This window comes from uncultured Halopseudomonas sp. (assembly GCF_963977355.1).
In the GTDB taxonomy this organism is placed as follows: Bacteria; Pseudomonadota; Gammaproteobacteria; order Pseudomonadales; family Pseudomonadaceae; genus Halopseudomonas.
In genome coordinates this window covers 11,479-27,682 of the sequence record NZ_CAXBOV010000015.1, presented here as the reverse complement: position 1 = coordinate 27,682, position 16,204 = coordinate 11,479, and the positions used below count along the sequence as shown (strand labels likewise).

Here is a 16,204-nt window from a genome sequence, read left to right as displayed (position 1 = left end):
CACATGATGTTGGCGCACTGCCCTTCGCCCAGAAGAGGAGCCACTCCAGCATGGCCGCAATCAAGCAGAATGACCTGATCCAGAGCGTAGCTGATGCGCTGCAGTACATCTCCTATTATCACCCGGTAGATTTTATACAGGCCGTGCATGAGGCTTACCTCAGGGAGGAGTCTCCTGCCGCCCGTGATGCCATGGCGCAGATTTTGATCAACTCACGGATGTGTGCCACCGGTCACCGTCCTATCTGTCAGGACACTGGTATTGTCACCGTGTTCGTCAAGGTTGGCATGAATGTGCGCTGGGATGACGCCACCATGGGGCTGGACGATATGATCAATGAGGGCGTACGCCGCGCCTACAATTTGCCAGAAAACGTACTGCGTGCGTCGATTCTGGCTGATCCGGCTGGTAAGCGCACCAATACCAAGGACAATACGCCGGCGGTCATTCATTACCAGATGGTCCCGGGCGATACCGTGGAGTTTCATGTGGCGGCCAAGGGCGGCGGTTCTGAGAACAAGTCCAAAATGGTCATGCTCAATCCTTCCGACTCCATCGTTGACTGGGTCGTCAAGACCGTTCCGACAATGGGTGCGGGCTGGTGCCCACCCGGTATGCTGGGTATCGGCATTGGTGGCACTGCCGAGAAAGCCGCGGTGCTGGCCAAGGAGTCCCTGATGGATTCCATTGATATCCACGAACTACGCAAGCGCGGTCCCCAGAACCGGGTTGAAGAGCTGCGTCTGGAAATAATGGACAAGGTCAATGCGTTGGGCATAGGTGCCCAGGGTCTGGGGGGGCTGACTACAGTCCTGGACATCAAGATCAAGGATTACCCGACCCACGCGGCCAGCCTGCCGGTCTGTATGATCCCCAACTGCGCTGCTACCCGTCATGCGCACTTCGTGCTCGACGGAACCGGTCCTGCGGTACTCGAGGCGCCGCCGATGGATGCCTATCCTGATATCACCTGGGAAGTCGGCACCGGAGTGCGTCGGGTCAATCTGGATACGTTGACGCCTGCCGATGTGCTGGAGTGGAAGACGGGTGAGACGGTTCTGCTCTCCGGCAAGATGTTGACCGGCCGTGATGCGGCGCACAAGCGTATGGTTGAGATGCTGAATAACGGTGAGGAGCTGCCGGTCGATCTGAAGGGACGCTTCATTTACTACGTTGGGCCAGTAGATCCGGTCCGCGAGGAGGTAGTTGGTCCAGCTGGCCCTACAACGGCGACCCGTATGGACAAGTTTACCCGCCAGATTCTGGATCAGACCGGCCTGCTGGGTATGATCGGCAAGTCAGAGCGCGGACCGATTGCGATTGAGGCGATCAAGGACTACAAGGCGGTTTACCTCATGGCAGTTGGCGGTGCGGCTTATCTGGTTGCCCAGGCAATCAAAAAGGCGGAGGTGCTGGCTTTCCCTGAGATGGGCATGGAGGCTATTTACGAGTTCGAGGTCAAGGATATGCCGGTGACCGTGGCGGTCGATACCAAAGGCGAGTCCGTGCATATCACCGGGCCGGCTATCTGGCAGAAGAAGATTGCGGATAGCTTGGCGGTTGAGATCTGATACTGCAGTTGCTGATTGTTTGAAAGGCCCCGGTTCTGGATTGGAATCGGGGCTTTTTTGTGGATGATTGGTTCGGGATGCGTCCGTAGGTTATCGCTCCCAGCCTGGCAGGGTTCCGAAAGCCGCCGTAGATCCGTCCCTGGAGGCTTGGCTAAAACGTCCCTGTTTTAGACACTTTCTCCACCCCGCCAGGCTGTGCGCTCAAGTGGCATCGGCGCGATGCGTGGTTTGCTGTCCAAGGTCAAAAGCAACACCCCTCTAATGATCTTGTTGAGGGTTTTCTCGCTGGCAACTGAGTAGCTGGTAGCAGACGCAGGCCGAGAGGACTAAGCCGACCGTCGATGGCAGGGATGCCATCGTCGAGCCTACAGGGATGTATTTACGGCGTGTCGGCGTGGACTCACGGCATGGGGATGCCTTGCTCTAGCGTTCAGAACCATCTGCGGGATGCTCGGAATAATCGAGCTACTAGCCTGTCGGGATTCCGAAAGCCGCCGTGAATCCTTCCCTGAACGATTCTTTGCTTACACGAGCTGCTCGCCTACTTTTAACAGTTTCATCGAGTTGGTGCCGCCGCGGGAGTTGTAGGCGTCACCTTTGGTAAGTATGACCCAGTCGCCGGGGGCGACGTGGCCGAGATCCAGTAGCCGGCTGACGGCGCGCTCATTGACTTCGCTGAATGGCATGTCGGCGGGGTTGAAGGTAATACCCTGAACGCCGCGCAGCATGGCCACTCGTCCAAGCGTGTCGGAATTGGGTGAGAGTGCGAAAATGGGCAGATGCGAGCGGATGCGGGACATGATCAACGGCGTGTAACCGCTTTCGGTCAGCGTAATCACCGCGGTTACGCCGGGGAAATGATTGCCGGCGTACATAGCGGCGAGGGCAATAGTCTCGTCGCAGCGTTCGAACTCCTGGCCGATGCGATGTCCTGATTGCTTGCTGATAGTTTGCCTTTCTGCACCCAGGCAGATGCGGTCCATCGCTTTTACGGCCTCTACGGGGTAGGCGCCGGCAGCGGTTTCGGCCGAGAGCATCACCGCGTCGGTATAGTCGAGCGCCGCATTGGCAACGTCAGATACCTCTGCGCGGGTAGGCATCGGGCTGCTGATCATCGATTCCATCATCTGGGTAGCGGTAATCACAGCCTTGTTCTGCTTGCGAGCGCGGCTGATGATAAGCTTCTGAATACCCACCAGCTCGGCATCGCCTATCTCCACGCCAAGATCACCCCGGGCTACCATGACGGCGTCGCTGGCGGTGATCAGGCCATCCAGGGCCGCTTCATCGGCAACGGCTTCGGCCCGTTCGATCTTGGCTATCAGCCAGGCCTGGGATTCGGAATCCTTGAGCAGTTTGCGGGCAAGATGCATGTCGGCTGCATCACGGGGAAATGAGACGGCGACATATTCCATTTCCAGTTCGGCGGCGAGGGTGATGTCTATCCGGTCCTTGTCAGTGAGTGCTGCCGCAGACAAGCCACCGCCTCGACGGTTGATGCCCTTATGATTGGAAAGAGGCCCGCCAACGGTGACGGTGCAGCGCACTTCATCCTTGCCAACGCTGTCCACACGCAGCACAACGCGCCCATCATCAAGCAGAAGTTCGTCGCCAGCGCGACAATCCTTGATCAGGTCCGGGTAATCGATGCCGACTACATCCGCATCGCCTTCGTCCAGGGGGTGGCTGATCGAGAGCCGGAAATGGTCTCCTGCTTCAAGGGCAATCTTGCCATCGGTAAAGCGTGCAATCCGTATCTTGGGACCCTGCAGATCGCCTAGCAGCGCAACATGAACATCCTTTTCCCGGGCGACTTCCCGGACCAGTCGGGCACGCTGACGATGCTCGTCCGCGGTTCCGTGGGAGAAGTTCATGCGGGCCACGTTCATGCCCGCATCTATGAGCGCTGCGATACATTCGCGGCTGCTGCTGGCGGGGCCCAGGGTGGCGACGATCTTGGTGCGACGCAGGGTCATGGTATTTCCCTATTCAAAACGGTGGTCTATGGTCACTATCAGGGCACTACAATAGAACATATGCAGTTACCATGACAGGCTGAAGTCGCTGTCCTGCGGCTCTGCAATGCTCGATTGAAGGAGATGTGATGCACCCGCGCGTGCTTGAAGTGACAGAACGGCTGGGTCAGCGCAGCCAATCTACTCGCCAGGCTTATCTAAGACAGATGGCAGAAGCTGCGGCGTTACCGCGTGGTCGGCGTAAATTATCCTGCGGCAACCTCGCTCACGGTATGGCAGCCTGCGGTCCAACCGACAAGGACCGGCTGCGCCTGATGGATGAGGTCAATGTGGCGGTTGTGACCGCTTACAACGATATGCTTTCAGCCCACCAACCTTACGAAAGATTCCCTGAGCAGATCCGCCAGGCATTGCGTGCCTACGGGGCCACGGGTCAGGTGGCCGGGGGAGTGCCGGCAATGTGTGATGGTGTGACCCAGGGTGAGCCGGGCATGGAGCTGTCGCTGGCCAGTCGGGACGTGATTGCAATGGGTACGGCCATTGCTTTATCACACAATATGTTTGATGCAGCCCTGTGCCTGGGTGTGTGCGACAAGATTGTACCGGGCTTGTTGATGGGCGCGCTGCGCTTCGGTCATCTACCTGTGGTGTTCGTGCCCGCAGGACCTATGACGTCGGGTATTCCCAATTCAGAAAAAGCGGCCGTACGTCAGAAATTTGCCGAGGGCAAGGCAACTCGCGAGGAGCTTCTGGAAGTTGAAAGTGGCTCCTACCATGGACCGGGTACCTGCACTTTCTATGGAACGGCCAATACCAATCAGATTTTACTGGAGGCCATGGGGTTGCAGTTGCCTGGGGCTTCCTTTGTGCATCCTGGTACGCCGCTGCGTGATGCTCTGACAGTGCATGCAGCAGAGCGTGCAGCGAAACTTGCCCGCGAAGGGCAGGGTGGTCTGGCGTCGATTCTGGACGAAAAAGCATTGATCAATGCGCTGGTTCTGCTGCTGGCGACGGGCGGTTCAACCAATCTGACGCTGCATCTGGTGGCTATTGGACAGTGCGCTGGCCTGCAATTGCGCTGGGAAGATATGTCAGCTCTATCCGAGATTGTGCCGACACTGGCGCGCATCTATCCCAACGGCAAGGCGGACATCAACCAGTTTCAGGCTGCTGGAGGCACCGCTTTTTTGTTCGGCCAACTGCTGGATGCGGGCCTGCTCCATGGTGACGTCGAGACCGTCGCCGGACACGGCTTGCAGCTTTATACCCGTGAGCCGTTACTCGAACATGGCCAGCTGGTATGGCGGGAGGGGCCCACGGATAGCCTGGATACCGAGATTCTAAGGGGTGCTTCCGAGCCGTTTCTTGTCGATGGTGGGTTGCGGTTGATCGACGGTGGTCTGGGTCGCGGGGTTATAAAGGTCTCAGCGGTAGCGCCGGAACACCGCAAGGTAAGTGCTCCCTGCCGGATATTTCATAGCCAGGAGGCCTTGATGGAGGCGTTCGAAGCCGGTGAGATGGAGAGGGACGTGGTGGCAGTGGTGCGATTTCAGGGGCCGGCTGCCAATGGAATGCCGGAGTTACACAAACTGACCCCCTATCTTGGCGTGCTTCAGGACCGTGGTTTCAAGGTGGCGTTGGTGACCGATGGGCGTATGTCGGGAGCGTCCGGCAAGGTGCCCGCAGCTATCCACGTATGTCCCGAAGCGGCAGCAGGCGGACCCTTGGCGCGGCTGCGTGATGGTGACATTGTTAGCCTTGATGCGGACCTCGGTCGTCTCGAGGTTGCAGTTGCGCCCAGCGCATGGCTGGCCCGTGAACCGGCAGTGCATGATGAGCCGGTACGACGTGGATGGGGTCGGGAGCTCTTTGCCTTCATGCGAGGTGCTGCGAGCCCGGCTGAGCAGGGAGGAAGTTGTTTTACTGCGAGCCTTAGTGAAGCTGACGGAGTGCCTGAACGTTGAATTTGCAGAAGCTCAGTGACGAGCGAGGGCTTGGCCTGACTATCGCCAATAGTCCGCAAGACCTGGCTGTGATGCTCGCTCATCGTGTTGCAGACGCTTTAAGCGATGCGATTCGTCAGCGCGGCACAGCGCGTCTGGCTGTATCAGGAGGACGCAGTCCGGAGGCTTTTTTGCGCTGTCTGGACGAGCAGCCCGTTGATTGGGCCCGGATAGCCATTACGCTGGTGGACGAACGTTGGGTGCCTGATAGCGACCTGGCCAGTAACGCAGGGATGCTGCAACGATGCTTGCCCCGCGCTTTGCGCGAAGCCACATGGTTACCCTTGTTTGAGGGCGACTCGCCAGAACGGGATGCATTGCATGTCGAGCAGGCTATTGCTGCCTGGCTTCCGCTGGATGTTGTGGTGCTGGGCATGGGTAGCGACGGGCATTGTGCTTCTTTATTTCCGAAGCAGGATAATCTTGCAACGTTCCTGCGCTCCGATGGTGAGGTCTTGTGCGCTGCTACGTGCGCACCGGATCGTTCTCCACGTATTACACTGACAGGAACGGTGCTGCGGTCTGCGCGCTTGCAACTACTGGCAATCGCCGGCGAGGATAAATACGCTACGGTTCTTAAAGCGTTCTCGGCGCCCAGTGACCTGATGCCGGTAGCGGCATTTCTCACTCCGCCGCTACACATTTTTTACAGCAGCGATTCTTGAGACTATTCGGCTGAAGGGAAGCATATGAGCCTGCTCGAAAACACACATACCCTGGATGCCTTGTTCGCGCACTCGCGCTTGTTGCCGGTTATCACAATCGAAAGCATGCATGACGTGCTGCCCCTGATCGATGCCCTTGCAGCTGGGGGTATCAATAACGTCGAAATTACCTTGAGAACTCCCTTGGGACTTTCGGCCATCGAACTGTTGCGTCTTGAGCGGCCTGCGATAGGCGTCGGGGCTGGCACAGTGATGGACTCCATGCAGTTTCAGGCGGTAGTGGATGCGGGGGCCCAGTTTATCGTCACCCCAGGCTGCACAGATGAACTACTGCAGTTGGGTGTAGACAGTCCAGTGCCTTTACTACCGGGCGTGGCCACAGCTTCCGAGGTACTCGCGGGTTATCGGTTGGGTTATCGACGCTTCAAGCTATTTCCAGCACAGGCGAGCGGCGGAGTGCCTCTGCTGGAGGCCTTTGCCGGTCCTTTCGGCGATGTGCGTTTCTGTCCGACGGGCGGTATCACCCTTGATAGCGCGCCTGCCTATCTTGCGCTGAACAATGTCTTGTGTGTCGGCGGCACCTGGATGGCGCCGCGCAGCTTGATTCGTGAGGGTAACTGGGCCGCGATTCAGAGACTTGGCGAAGAATCTGCCGCACTGTTCTGATTGCCCCGGAGTGGGCCAGGGCAATCATCCAATTATTCGGAAGGCTTGCTCGGGTCAACAAAACCCTCCGGCTTGACTATCAAGACGTCGCAGGGACAATCGTCGAGAAGCCGTTCTGCAGTGTGCCCAATCAGCGCTGACTCCAACCGCGAGCGCGAGACCGCGCCCATGATCAACAGGTTGATTCCCTGTTTTTCGACAAATTCGGGGATGGCTTCCTCGGGATAACCTGACAGCAAATGCCGCGACGTTTCGGCAACGTCATTTTTGTCGGCGAGTTGGTCGAAGGCTTCGGCATGGCGCTTGCGCACATCATCAGCATAAGAGTCGTAGTCAACCACGATGCTAGCATCAAAGGCCATTGTGCGTGGCAGCGGGTTGAAACAGTGAACCAGATGCATCCGACCTTTCACGCTTTCTGAAAGGGAGCGAGCAGATGCTATGAGTTTCAGGTCCAGTACGGCAGGCTTGTCGGCCTCGTGCAAGGGATCGACGCTGGCACATATGTTATCCAGGGGTGCCTCGGAGCGCTTCACCAGCCAAAGGGGGACTTCGCAATGGCGAATCAGTTGCCAGTCGGTATTGGTCAGCAGGAGCCGCTTCAATGGGTTGTGATGGTGCGTGGTTTTCAGCACCAGATCCGGCTTGAGATCCTGAACAGCGCGTAAAATGTGGCGGTCCAGCCGCTTACCCCATACGGCCAGCACATCCACGCTATGGCCTGCCTGACGCAGCGGGCGGGCGAGCTTCTCCAGACGCTCTTCGTGATGGCCGAGCAGCGATTCACGCGCCTGCTCCAGTCCGCGGGTGTCGAACATGATCCCGCCGTCCAGTGCCGCATTGTAGTCACAGAGAAACAGGGTGATCCGTGCCCGTGGAAAATGGCTAGCCAGTTTTTCAGCCCGATCCAGGTCTGGTTGTTTGTTTTCGCTCGTGGGATCTATTACCACCAACATATGCCCGATGTTCATCTATCTGCTCCTCTGTTGTTCGGAGATCCGGTAGCGGAAATTCGTTAACTAAAGGCTAGATCAAATAAGCAGGTGGTGACAGTGATGCAGATCAACATGGCGAGCGATGAGATCACCAGGCTGCGGCTTGATCCGTTTCGGTTTTTTCTCTCCAGGCCCATCGCAGGGTCAAGTAATTCATTCCCTTGCCGATAGCGGAATAACTGAACTTATTGGCATAGATATGAAACTTCTCCTACCCATGGTCCTTTCCTTGACTCTGTTTGGCTGTGCCTCACAGGGCCACGACGCAGACATTGATAATGCCTATCGTGCCTACCAGCAGGATGACTGTGGCGCGGTAATGCTTCATCTCTCCAGCGCTGAGCGCCGCAGCCGATTCCGTCCCCATCAGGACCAGCCAGAGGTTTCCCTGTTGCGCGGCTTGTGCCTTGAGCGGCAGGCGCTGTATCTGGATGCGGCGCAGATATACCGCTACCTTCAACGTCATTATCCGCACAGTGAGTACAGCTATCGCGCTGGCGCCCGGCTGGAAACCCTGCGTCTGCTGGGACATTACGACGCCGAATTGAAACTGACACCCTGATTGACGGACGCCTGCAACCGGTTTTCCCACCTGTGGAACTGGGATATTCTTGATTTCCCGCGGCCACGGCGTCGCTTCCCCTGATCATGGATGAAATATGCGGACTCTTACCCTGGTAGCCATACTCTTGCTAGCTTCCACGGCCGCGCAGGCTGAGATATACCGCTGGACTGACGCCCAGGGCCGGGTCCATTTCGGTGAGCGTCCCAAGCAGGGGGCCCAGCGGGTGGAGGTCAAGCCGCAGGTAATAGAGCGCGATGAGCAGGTTCGCGAGCGCGAGGCAAACATGCAGCGGTTGCAGGAGGTGCGCGGCGAGGAGCGGGCTATCGAGCAACAGCAGCAAGCTGAGCAGCGGGCTCGGCAACAGGCCTACTGTGACCGGCTGAACAACGAATTGGCACGTTACGACAAGCGTATCTACTGGTATGAAGAGGACAGCACCGGTAAAAAGGTGGAAGTAAGTCCCCAGCGTGTCGAGGAACAGAAAATGCAGCTGCAGGCATTGATAAGAGAGCGGTGCTAATAATGGCGTACCCCGCGCCCGGCGCCAACGCTAGACAGGATCAGCGCTGCATTGAACGGCAGCACCTGGGCAGTTATCTGCAGGTCTTCAATCGCCATTCCGGCAGGCCCATGGGCTCTTTGGGCAATATCTCCCGTGAGGGCATGATGTTGATCAGCGACCTGCCGATCATGCTGGGTAGTTTTTATGAGCTCCAGCTCAGGCTCCCGGGCGCTGATGGCAAGCCCGATCTTCTCGACTTTACCGCAATGAGCCACTGGTGCCGCCCGGATGATACCCCGGGGCACTATGACAGCGGTTTCAGCATAGTACACAACCAGAAGGCATTCGCCAGTCTGGCCAGCTCGCTTGAACGATATTTCCGCTTCCAGCACCCTGTGGATGCCTGAATCAAGGCATTGGGGTACGCTGCCCCTTTGAAACAGACGGGGCAGCGGTATGAGCAAGACATTCTATTGGTACGACTTTGAAGCCACAGGCATAGATCCCCGGCGAGACCGACCTCTCCAGGTTGCCGGTGTGCGCACCGATGAAGCCTTGAACGAGATCGGTGAGCCGCTCTGCATTGACTGCCGCCTTACTGCCGATGTGCTCCCCCATCCCATGGCCTGCCTTATCACCGGAATCGGTCCCGAGCGTGCCCTTGCGGGTTTGCCCGAGCCCGAGTTCATTCACCTCCTGCATGAACAGATGATGGTACCGGGCACCTGCAGCGTGGGTTATAACAACCTGCGATATGACGATGAAATGACCCGTTTTACACTCTTTCGCAATTTCCATGATCCCTACGCGCGCGAGTGGCAAGGTGGCAACAGTCGTTGGGATTTGCTGGATGCATTGCGAGCAGCACATGCCTTACGCCCGGAAGGCATTGTCTGGCCACAGCAGGAGGGCTTTACCAGCCTGCGCCTGGAGCTGCTGACTGAGGCTAATGGAATAGATCACGGTCAGGCCCACGATGCGCTGGCTGATGTGCGGGCAACGATCGCGATGGCAAGATTACTGCGGGCCGCGCAGCCGCGGTTGTTCGATTATCTGCTGGGTCTGCGCAGCAAGCATCAGGTAACGGCTTTGGTCGACCTGCAACAAACGCGGCCTTTAGTGCATGTTTCAGGTCGTTTTGGGCGTGAGAGGCAGGGCCTGGGGCTGATATTACCGCTGGCCTGGCATCCTCAGAACAAGAATGCATTGATCGTTTACGACCTGGCAAGTGATCCTGATCTGCTTCTTGATCTGCCCGCTGACCAGCTACGCGAGCGCCTCTATCAGCGCAGGGAAGATCTGGCCGAAGGCGAGTCGCGCCCCGGGCTGAAGCTGGTACATATCAACAAATGCCCCTTTCTGGCGGACCTCAAGGTATTGCGTGAACAGGATATCGACAGGCTTGACCTGGACATGCCAAATCTATTGAAAAACGCCGAGCGTCTAGCCCAGTGGCGAAGCAGTGGTCAGGAAAAACTGCATGAGGTGTATCAGCCACAGTCCTCTGCCAGTGCTGTTAGCGATGATGCCGAGGCGCAGCTATATGATGGATTCATCAGCGATGCCGACCGGCGTCTGCTGGCAATGATTCGAGAGGCGGATGGCGCTATGTTGGCCGCCACTCAGTGGCCCCTGCGCGACCAGCGTCTGGCCGATATGCTACCTCGCTATCGCGCGCGCAACTTTCCCGAAAGCCTTGGGCCTGATGAGCAAAGGCAATGGGACGATTACTGTCGTACACGCCTGGGTGGCGAGTCTCCCGGTGCCTCACTGACACTGCCTGATTTCATGCAGGCAATTGACGAAGCTTTGATGGGGCGTGAGGGCTCGGAAGCACAGCTTTTACAGCGTTGGCGGGACTATGCGCTGCATCAGGGAAGCCTGTTGGGCCTGGTTCCGTATTGAACAGACCACAAAAAACCCCGCATCTCTGCGGGGTTTTTACGACACGCGGTTTGATGCGCGTTACGTATCGAACAATCCTGGTGGGGATTCTCCGGGCTATCAGCCCAGAATGGTAACCCAGGACTCAACAGTGTCACCGCCGTACTTTTCTTTCCACTCTTTCAGAACCTTGTGATTGCCGCCTTTGGTTTCAATCACTTCACCTGTGTGCGGGTTCTTGTACTGCTTGACCTTGCGTGCCCGTTTGGTGCCGCCAGCCTTGCTGGTTTTGCCGCTGGCGAGCTTGCTGTCCGGATCAAGAATAACCACCACGTCCTTCAATGACTTGTTATATTCAGCCATCAATGTACGCAACTTTTCTTCAAACTCGATTTCCTGCTTGAGCTTCTTGTCGTTGGACAAGGAGTTCATGCGCTCGGTAAGTTCACGGATGGTTTGCTGAAGACTACGAAATTCCTGTAAAGCCGACATAATATGATCTCCGGTCTGGGTTGAAAATTTAACAGATGGATAATAGGCCAGCCTTGTAATTTATACAATCATCTCATCCAGAGAAGCCACTTTATATTACGTAAATATAAACTTCTGTTAGGCCGGTTATTGTAACTTGGACATGTTGCGCCGCTATTATTCTGCGGGGGAACGGGTAGAATAGTCGCTTTTAATCGCGAGCCATTGGGCGCGCCGTCGGAGTTGGGTTATGCGCACTTATCGTTTGGTCATTGCCTGTCCTGATCGGGTCGGAATCGTTGCAAAGGTCAGTAATGTTCTGGCCGCTTACAACGGCTGGATTACCGAAGCCAACCATCATTCGGATAATCTGTCCGGCTGGTTTTTCATGCGGCATGAAATCAGGGCCGATTCTTTGCCTTTCGATCTTGATGGTCTGCGTACCGCGTTTGCTCCGATTGCCAAAGAGTTTGCCATGGACTGGCACGTTAGCGATTCCGGAGTGCGCAAGAAAGTTGTGCTGATGGCCAGTCGTGAATCCCACTGTCTGGCGGATTTGTTACATCGCTGGCACAGCGATGAACTCGACTGCGACATTACCAGCGTTATTTCCAATCACGACGATTTACGCAGTATGGTGGAATGGCATGGAATTCCTTTTCATCATGTGCCGGTCGATAGCCAGAACAAGACCCCTGCCTTTGAACGGGTTGCTGCTCTGGTGGAGGAACAGCAGGCCGATTGCATTGTACTCGCCCGTTACATGCAGATACTTCCGCCACAACTTTGCCAGCAATATGCAAACCGCGTCATCAATATACATCATAGTTTTCTGCCATCGTTTGTCGGAGCCAGGCCTTATCATCAGGCGGCACAGCGCGGTGTAAAACTGATCGGCGCAACCTGTCACTATGTGACCGATGAACTCGACGCAGGACCGATCATTGAGCAGGATGTGGTGCGCATCACCCACCGGCATAACGCGGATGACATGGTTCGGTTAGGAAAAGATGTGGAAAAAATGGTGCTTTCCCGCGGTTTGCGCTATCACTTGGAGGATAGGGTGCTGGTGCATGACAACAAGACCGTAGTATTTGGCTAGCACGGAAAGATCCAGCGAATGGCGTTGTCGAGCCTGATGCACAACAAGGAGGAATTATGCTGAAGATCGTCAAGGTACATCAATACATGACCGCGGACCTCGTTTGTTTTACTCCCGAGACCGATCTGGCCAAGGCCATTGACCAGTTGCTGCAGCATCGTATATCCGGCGCGCCGGTGATCAACGAACGCAAGCAGCTTGTCGGTATCCTGTCCGAAGGTGATTGCCTCAAAGGCGCATTGACCGGCAGCTACTTTGAAGAGGCTGCGGTCAAGGTGAGCGATGTGATGTCGCTTTCGGTAGATACTGTGGATGTGGACGCGGACATCGTTACAGTTGCAGAACGCTTCGTGCAATCCGGACGCCGGCGTTTTCCGGTCGTCGATGGCGGAAAGCTGGTCGGACAGATCAGCCGCCGGGATATCCTGCGCGCGGTAAAACAGTTCAATGATAACGGCGCACCGAAAGCATGATGATGCCTCGCTCCATTGCAGATGAGGATGAGTCCGAGGCGTTTGACCCACTCGCGCGGGGTGCTGCCGCGCCGCCCCCTGTTATCGGAGGGGGGTGTCTGGCTCGCTTTGATCCGCAGAGCCTGAATGAGGAAAGCGGGGCAGATTATGCTCCCGATAGCGATACTGTTTGATGGCGTTTTGATATATTGTCTTTAGGTACCCACCCTATTTGGGTACCCGCGCCGATCGGCGCAAAAGTGTTCTTTGCCGGGGAGACCCGCTTTGCCCATGCTAAAAAAAATAGCTGCCAATCAGGCAGCAATTGGAATGTTTGTACATCAGTTTTGCGGTTCCTGGATTGATCATCCATTCTGGAGCAGGCAGTTTCTTATTGCTGACGAAGCCACCCTGCGCAAAATCCGCGAAAGCGGCATCCGTGAAATCATCATTAACACCGAACGCGGTCTAGATTCAGTTGCCGAGAAACCGGTCGCCGGGAAGCCGGTCGCCGTGAACTCGGTCGCCGGGACGCCGGTCGCCGTGATCACCGATATCAACGAACCTGTGGTCAGCCCACCAGAAGACTTGCCCGTCAGCGACGAGGCGCCTGCCCCCGAGCTCCGCCCGACGTACTCCGTGTTAGAGGAGGTTGAACGGGCTCGGGAGCTGGTAGCGCGAGGCAAGCGTGATGTCATTCGCATGTTTGCCGATGCGCGCATGGGCAAGGTTATCGAGAGCGAAGGATTGCAGTCGCTGGTTGCGGATATGTCCGATTCCCTGATGCGCAATTCCCATGCGCTCCTTGGGTTGGTGCGGATAAAGCGCAGCGACGAATATACCTATTTGCACTCCGTCGCTGCGGCAGCGTTGATGATGGCCTTGTCGCGCAGCTATGGATGTGACGAGCAGACAATCAAGATGGCAGGTATGGCCGGTTTGCTGCACGACCTGGGCAAGGTGGAAATGCCTGAGCACATACTCAACAAACCAGGCAAGCTGACAGAGACCGAGTTTGACGTCATGCGCGGACATCCCCAGGCAGGAGAAAAGCTTTTACGGGCCTTAGCTGATGTGCCGCCTGAGGTGATGGACGCTTGCCTGCATCACCATGAAAAGATGGACGGTAGCGGTTATCCGGGCAAGCTTGCCGGCGACGAGATCAGCCTCATGGCCCGTATGGCAGCTATCTGCGATGTATACGATGCCATTACCTCGAACCGCCCCTACCATAGTGGCGATGACCCCTCCATCGCGCTCAGCCGAATGGCCAAATGGCCAGGTCATTTTGACACTAAACTCTTTCAGTTGTTTGTCAGAACACTGGGTATCTATCCCATTGGCTCGCTTGTGCGGCTTTCCTCTGATCGGCTTGCAGTGGTTATCGAGCAGAATGCCGGTGCTCTGTTGCGCCCCCGGTTGCGGGTCTTTTACAGCGTACCTCAGCGACGGTGGATTACTCCGGAAATACTCGATCTGGATACCGATGACAGCCAGGATGTCATTGTCGGGCGAGAAGAGCCCGAATCATGGGGGCTGACGGGGCTGGATCGTCTTTGGCTCAATTCGAATATCGGAATATGAGCAAATATTTCTGATTTTTGGATCAAGATTTTTCGCCACCAGCCGTTAGAGCTTTTAGCCCCTCCTCGGGCATATTCCTATAATTACGGATGAATTCGCATGAATCTTAGAAACTTCTCGATTGCTGCCAGACTTGCCGGTGGTTTTGCCTTGATAGCGCTTCTTGTATTGCTTCTGGGCATGCTGGCAATGCGTGAAATGAGCGACATGCGTGAAAAGGCGAGCGAGGTCGAGGAAGTCTGGATGCCAAGTATCGAGCTGGTCGCCGACTTCAGCCAGGACATCATGCGTATCCGCGTTTTTACCCTGCGTATGTTGCTCGAAGATAACCTCGCTGACCGTCAGCAATTGGAAAGCCGTATCGTCCAGCTGATAGGTGAGATGAAAGCGTCCGAGGCCGAGTTCGCCGCGTTGATGACTGACCCCGACAAGCGACGAGCCTTTGATGCGTACCTGTCCCAGCGCGAAGAATTCATGGGCGCACAAAAACAGGTGGCGGTGCTTGCGCTGGCCGATGATGTCGCACAGGGGGTCGTGTTAGTCGATACGCGTCTGAGTCCGATGGCCGACGCCATGGTCAGAACCTTGCTAGATCTGGAATCTACCTTGAAAGCGGGCGCTGCACAGGCGCAGGCTGAGTCTGGCACCAGCTACGCCAGTGCGCGGCAGACCGTGGTGATATTCATTGCTGTTGCTGCATTGCTGACTGTATTACTGGCCTGGATCCTGACCAGCAGTATTGTTGTGCCGATCCGTCAGGCAGTGGAGGTCAGCGAAGTGATTGCGGGTGGGGATTTGACTCGCACTTTCACTGTCACCGGAAAGGATGAACCCGCTCGCCTGCTGCGCGTACTCAGTGGCATGCAGGCGCAACTGCGCGAAACCATCCAGGGTATCGGCAACTCATCCACACAGTTGGCATCGGCAGCCGAAGAGCTGAATGCGGTGACCGAGGATGCTACACGGGGTCTGCAGCGCCAGAACGATGAAATCCAGCAGGCAGCGACCGCAGTCAACGAAATGAGCACGGCGGTGGATGAGGTGGCCAGTAACGCGGTTTCCACCTCCGAACAGTCCAAAGCGACCAGCACTACTGCAGCAGAGGGTCAGCAGCAGGTTGCCCGCACAGTTACCAGCATCGATAAGCTGACCTCAACCATCGAGTCGACTTCTACAGAGGTGCAGGAGCTGGCCGACAAGGCGCAGAATATCAGCCGTGTGCTGGATGTTATTCGCGCTATTGCCGAACAGACCAACCTGCTGGCATTGAACGCGGCGATCGAAGCGGCGCGAGCTGGAGAGCAGGGCAGAGGTTTCGCCGTGGTCGCGGATGAGGTTCGCGCCTTGGCCCACCGTACCCAGCAATCGACCACTGAAATCGAGGAAATGATCGCTACCATGCAACAGGGTACCGAGAAGTCGGTGGAGGCGATGGGAATCAGTCGCACCATGGCCAACTCGACCCTCGAGCAAGCCAACGCCGCTGGTGAGGCACTCAAGCAAATTACCGCGGCCATTTCCCAGATCAACGAGCGCAACATGGTTATTGCCAGTGCTGCCGAGGAACAGGCACAAGTATCACGGGAGGTAGACCGCAACCTGGTCAATATCCGCGACCTCTCTACTCAGTCGGCTGCGGGTGCGGAGCAAACCAGTAGTTCCAGCCGCGAACTCTCAAGACTGGCTGTTGCGATGAATGAGTTGGTTAATCGCTTCAAGGTCTGACCGTTACGCTGACACAAAAAAGCCATACCCCTGCGGGTATGGC

16 protein-coding genes are annotated in these 16,204 nt (G+C 56.6%); 13 read left to right on the top strand and 3 right to left on the bottom strand.

The features are described from left to right. Positions 1 to 50: 50 nt before the first annotated feature. Positions 51 to 1,571 carry a fumarate hydratase gene (locus AAC076_RS09915; RefSeq protein WP_339845042.1) on the top strand — a complete coding sequence of 507 codons (1,521 nt, stop codon included), beginning with the start codon at positions 51 to 53 and terminating at the stop codon, positions 1,569 to 1,571. Positions 1,572 to 2,095: 524 nt separating this feature from the next. Here AAC076_RS09915 and pyk read toward each other — a convergent pair. Beyond that, positions 2,096 to 3,547 (bottom strand): pyruvate kinase, encoded by a 1,452-nt coding sequence (gene pyk, locus AAC076_RS09910; RefSeq protein WP_339845041.1) that lies wholly within the window; start codon positions 3,545 to 3,547, stop codon positions 2,096 to 2,098. 128 nt (positions 3,548 to 3,675) lie between these two features. Between pyk and edd the strand changes: the two genes are divergently transcribed. Genes edd through AAC076_RS09895 form a run of 3 tightly spaced genes read left to right on the top strand, consistent with a single transcriptional unit; the run spans position 3,676 to position 6,881 of the window. Further along, on the top strand, positions 3,676 to 5,511 hold the full coding sequence (edd, locus tag AAC076_RS09905; protein WP_339845040.1) for a phosphogluconate dehydratase: 1,836 nt from the start codon (positions 3,676 to 3,678) through the stop codon (positions 5,509 to 5,511). Next, the gene (gene pgl, locus AAC076_RS09900; protein WP_339845038.1) at positions 5,508 to 6,215 is read left to right on the top strand and encodes a 6-phosphogluconolactonase; all 708 of its coding nucleotides are present in this window, start codon (positions 5,508 to 5,510) and stop codon (positions 6,213 to 6,215) included. The genes edd and pgl overlap by 4 nt, the downstream gene beginning before the upstream one ends. A gap of 24 nt (positions 6,216 to 6,239) precedes the next feature. Next, complete coding sequence (locus tag AAC076_RS09895) at positions 6,240 to 6,881, top strand: bifunctional 4-hydroxy-2-oxoglutarate aldolase/2-dehydro-3-deoxy-phosphogluconate aldolase (RefSeq protein WP_339845037.1); 642 nt, start codon at positions 6,240 to 6,242, stop codon at positions 6,879 to 6,881. Between the two features lie 32 nt (positions 6,882 to 6,913). Here the strand turns inward: AAC076_RS09895 and AAC076_RS09890 are convergent, their stop codons facing one another. Then, a complete protein-coding gene (locus AAC076_RS09890) occupies positions 6,914 to 7,852 on the bottom strand; it encodes a universal stress protein (protein WP_339845035.1) in 939 nt (312 codons plus the stop codon). Positions 7,853 to 8,075: 223 nt separating this feature from the next. Here AAC076_RS09890 and AAC076_RS09885 point away from each other — a divergent pair, with 223 nt between their 5' ends. The 4 genes from AAC076_RS09885 (at position 8,076) to sbcB (ending at position 10,848) form a co-directional block, all read left to right on the top strand. Continuing rightward, the gene (locus AAC076_RS09885) at positions 8,076 to 8,438 is read left to right on the top strand and encodes a hypothetical protein (protein WP_339845032.1); all 363 of its coding nucleotides are present in this window, start codon (positions 8,076 to 8,078) and stop codon (positions 8,436 to 8,438) included. A gap of 97 nt (positions 8,439 to 8,535) precedes the next feature. Continuing rightward, the gene (locus AAC076_RS09880) at positions 8,536 to 8,961 is read left to right on the top strand and encodes a DUF4124 domain-containing protein (RefSeq protein ID WP_339845029.1); all 426 of its coding nucleotides are present in this window, start codon (positions 8,536 to 8,538) and stop codon (positions 8,959 to 8,961) included. A gap of 2 nt (positions 8,962 to 8,963) precedes the next feature. Then, a complete protein-coding gene (locus AAC076_RS09875) occupies positions 8,964 to 9,350 on the top strand; it encodes a PilZ domain-containing protein (protein ID WP_339845026.1) in 387 nt (128 codons plus the stop codon). A 49-nt stretch (positions 9,351 to 9,399) separates the two neighbouring features. After that, on the top strand, positions 9,400 to 10,848 hold the full coding sequence (sbcB, locus tag AAC076_RS09870; RefSeq protein ID WP_339845024.1) for an exodeoxyribonuclease I: 1,449 nt from the start codon (positions 9,400 to 9,402) through the stop codon (positions 10,846 to 10,848). A gap of 99 nt (positions 10,849 to 10,947) precedes the next feature. Here sbcB and mvaT read toward each other — a convergent pair whose 3' ends face one another. After that, on the bottom strand, positions 10,948 to 11,319 hold the full coding sequence (gene mvaT, locus AAC076_RS09865; RefSeq protein WP_339845022.1) for a histone-like nucleoid-structuring protein MvaT: 372 nt from the start codon (positions 11,317 to 11,319) through the stop codon (positions 10,948 to 10,950). Positions 11,320 to 11,548: 229 nt separating this feature from the next. Between mvaT and purU the strand changes: the two genes are divergently transcribed. From purU to AAC076_RS09840, 5 genes are all read left to right on the top strand, one after another. Beyond that, entirely contained in the window at positions 11,549 to 12,400 is an 852-nt protein-coding gene (gene purU / locus AAC076_RS09860) for a formyltetrahydrofolate deformylase (RefSeq protein WP_339845020.1), read from the top strand. 56 nt (positions 12,401 to 12,456) lie between these two features. Beyond that, complete coding sequence (locus AAC076_RS09855; RefSeq protein ID WP_339845018.1) at positions 12,457 to 12,873, top strand: CBS domain-containing protein; 417 nt, start codon at positions 12,457 to 12,459, stop codon at positions 12,871 to 12,873. Beyond that, on the top strand, positions 12,870 to 13,046 hold the full coding sequence (locus AAC076_RS09850) for a hypothetical protein (RefSeq protein ID WP_339845015.1): 177 nt from the start codon (positions 12,870 to 12,872) through the stop codon (positions 13,044 to 13,046). The genes AAC076_RS09855 and AAC076_RS09850 overlap by 4 nt, the downstream gene beginning before the upstream one ends. Before the next feature lie 97 nt (positions 13,047 to 13,143). Beyond that, positions 13,144 to 14,436: an HD-GYP domain-containing protein gene (locus AAC076_RS09845; protein WP_339845013.1), complete on the top strand. Its 1,293-nt coding sequence runs from the start codon at positions 13,144 to 13,146 to the stop codon at positions 14,434 to 14,436. Positions 14,437 to 14,535: 99 nt separating this feature from the next. After that, positions 14,536 to 16,161 carry a methyl-accepting chemotaxis protein gene (locus AAC076_RS09840; protein ID WP_339845011.1) on the top strand — a complete coding sequence of 542 codons (1,626 nt, stop codon included), beginning with the start codon at positions 14,536 to 14,538 and terminating at the stop codon, positions 16,159 to 16,161. The last annotated feature ends 43 nt before the right edge of the window (positions 16,162 to 16,204 follow it).

What these genes read in the sequence shown, in the direction of transcription:
- AAC076_RS09850 (WP_339845015.1), top strand. Translation starts at nt 12,870, where the DNA reads ATGATGATGCCTCGCTCCATTGCAGATGAGGATGAGTCCGAGGCGTTT.
- mvaT (WP_339845022.1), bottom strand. Translation starts at nt 11,319, where the DNA reads ATGTCGGCTTTACAGGAATTTCGTAGTCTTCAGCAAACCATCCGTGAA.
- AAC076_RS09885 (WP_339845032.1), top strand. Translation starts at nt 8,076, where the DNA reads ATGAAACTTCTCCTACCCATGGTCCTTTCCTTGACTCTGTTTGGCTGT.
- AAC076_RS09845 (WP_339845013.1), top strand. Translation starts at nt 13,144, where the DNA reads ATGCTAAAAAAAATAGCTGCCAATCAGGCAGCAATTGGAATGTTTGTA.
- AAC076_RS09875 (WP_339845026.1), top strand. Translation starts at nt 8,964, where the DNA reads ATGGCGTACCCCGCGCCCGGCGCCAACGCTAGACAGGATCAGCGCTGC.
- AAC076_RS09890 (WP_339845035.1), bottom strand. Translation starts at nt 7,852, where the DNA reads ATGAACATCGGGCATATGTTGGTGGTAATAGATCCCACGAGCGAAAAC.
- AAC076_RS09840 (WP_339845011.1), top strand. Translation starts at nt 14,536, where the DNA reads ATGAATCTTAGAAACTTCTCGATTGCTGCCAGACTTGCCGGTGGTTTT.
- sbcB (WP_339845024.1), top strand. Translation starts at nt 9,400, where the DNA reads ATGAGCAAGACATTCTATTGGTACGACTTTGAAGCCACAGGCATAGAT.
- AAC076_RS09915 (WP_339845042.1), top strand. Translation starts at nt 51, where the DNA reads ATGGCCGCAATCAAGCAGAATGACCTGATCCAGAGCGTAGCTGATGCG.
- AAC076_RS09895 (WP_339845037.1), top strand. Translation starts at nt 6,240, where the DNA reads ATGAGCCTGCTCGAAAACACACATACCCTGGATGCCTTGTTCGCGCAC.
- pyk (WP_339845041.1), bottom strand. Translation starts at nt 3,547, where the DNA reads ATGACCCTGCGTCGCACCAAGATCGTCGCCACCCTGGGCCCCGCCAGC.
- purU (WP_339845020.1), top strand. Translation starts at nt 11,549, where the DNA reads ATGCGCACTTATCGTTTGGTCATTGCCTGTCCTGATCGGGTCGGAATC.
- edd (WP_339845040.1), top strand. Translation starts at nt 3,676, where the DNA reads ATGCACCCGCGCGTGCTTGAAGTGACAGAACGGCTGGGTCAGCGCAGC.
- AAC076_RS09880 (WP_339845029.1), top strand. Translation starts at nt 8,536, where the DNA reads ATGCGGACTCTTACCCTGGTAGCCATACTCTTGCTAGCTTCCACGGCC.
- AAC076_RS09855 (WP_339845018.1), top strand. Translation starts at nt 12,457, where the DNA reads ATGCTGAAGATCGTCAAGGTACATCAATACATGACCGCGGACCTCGTT.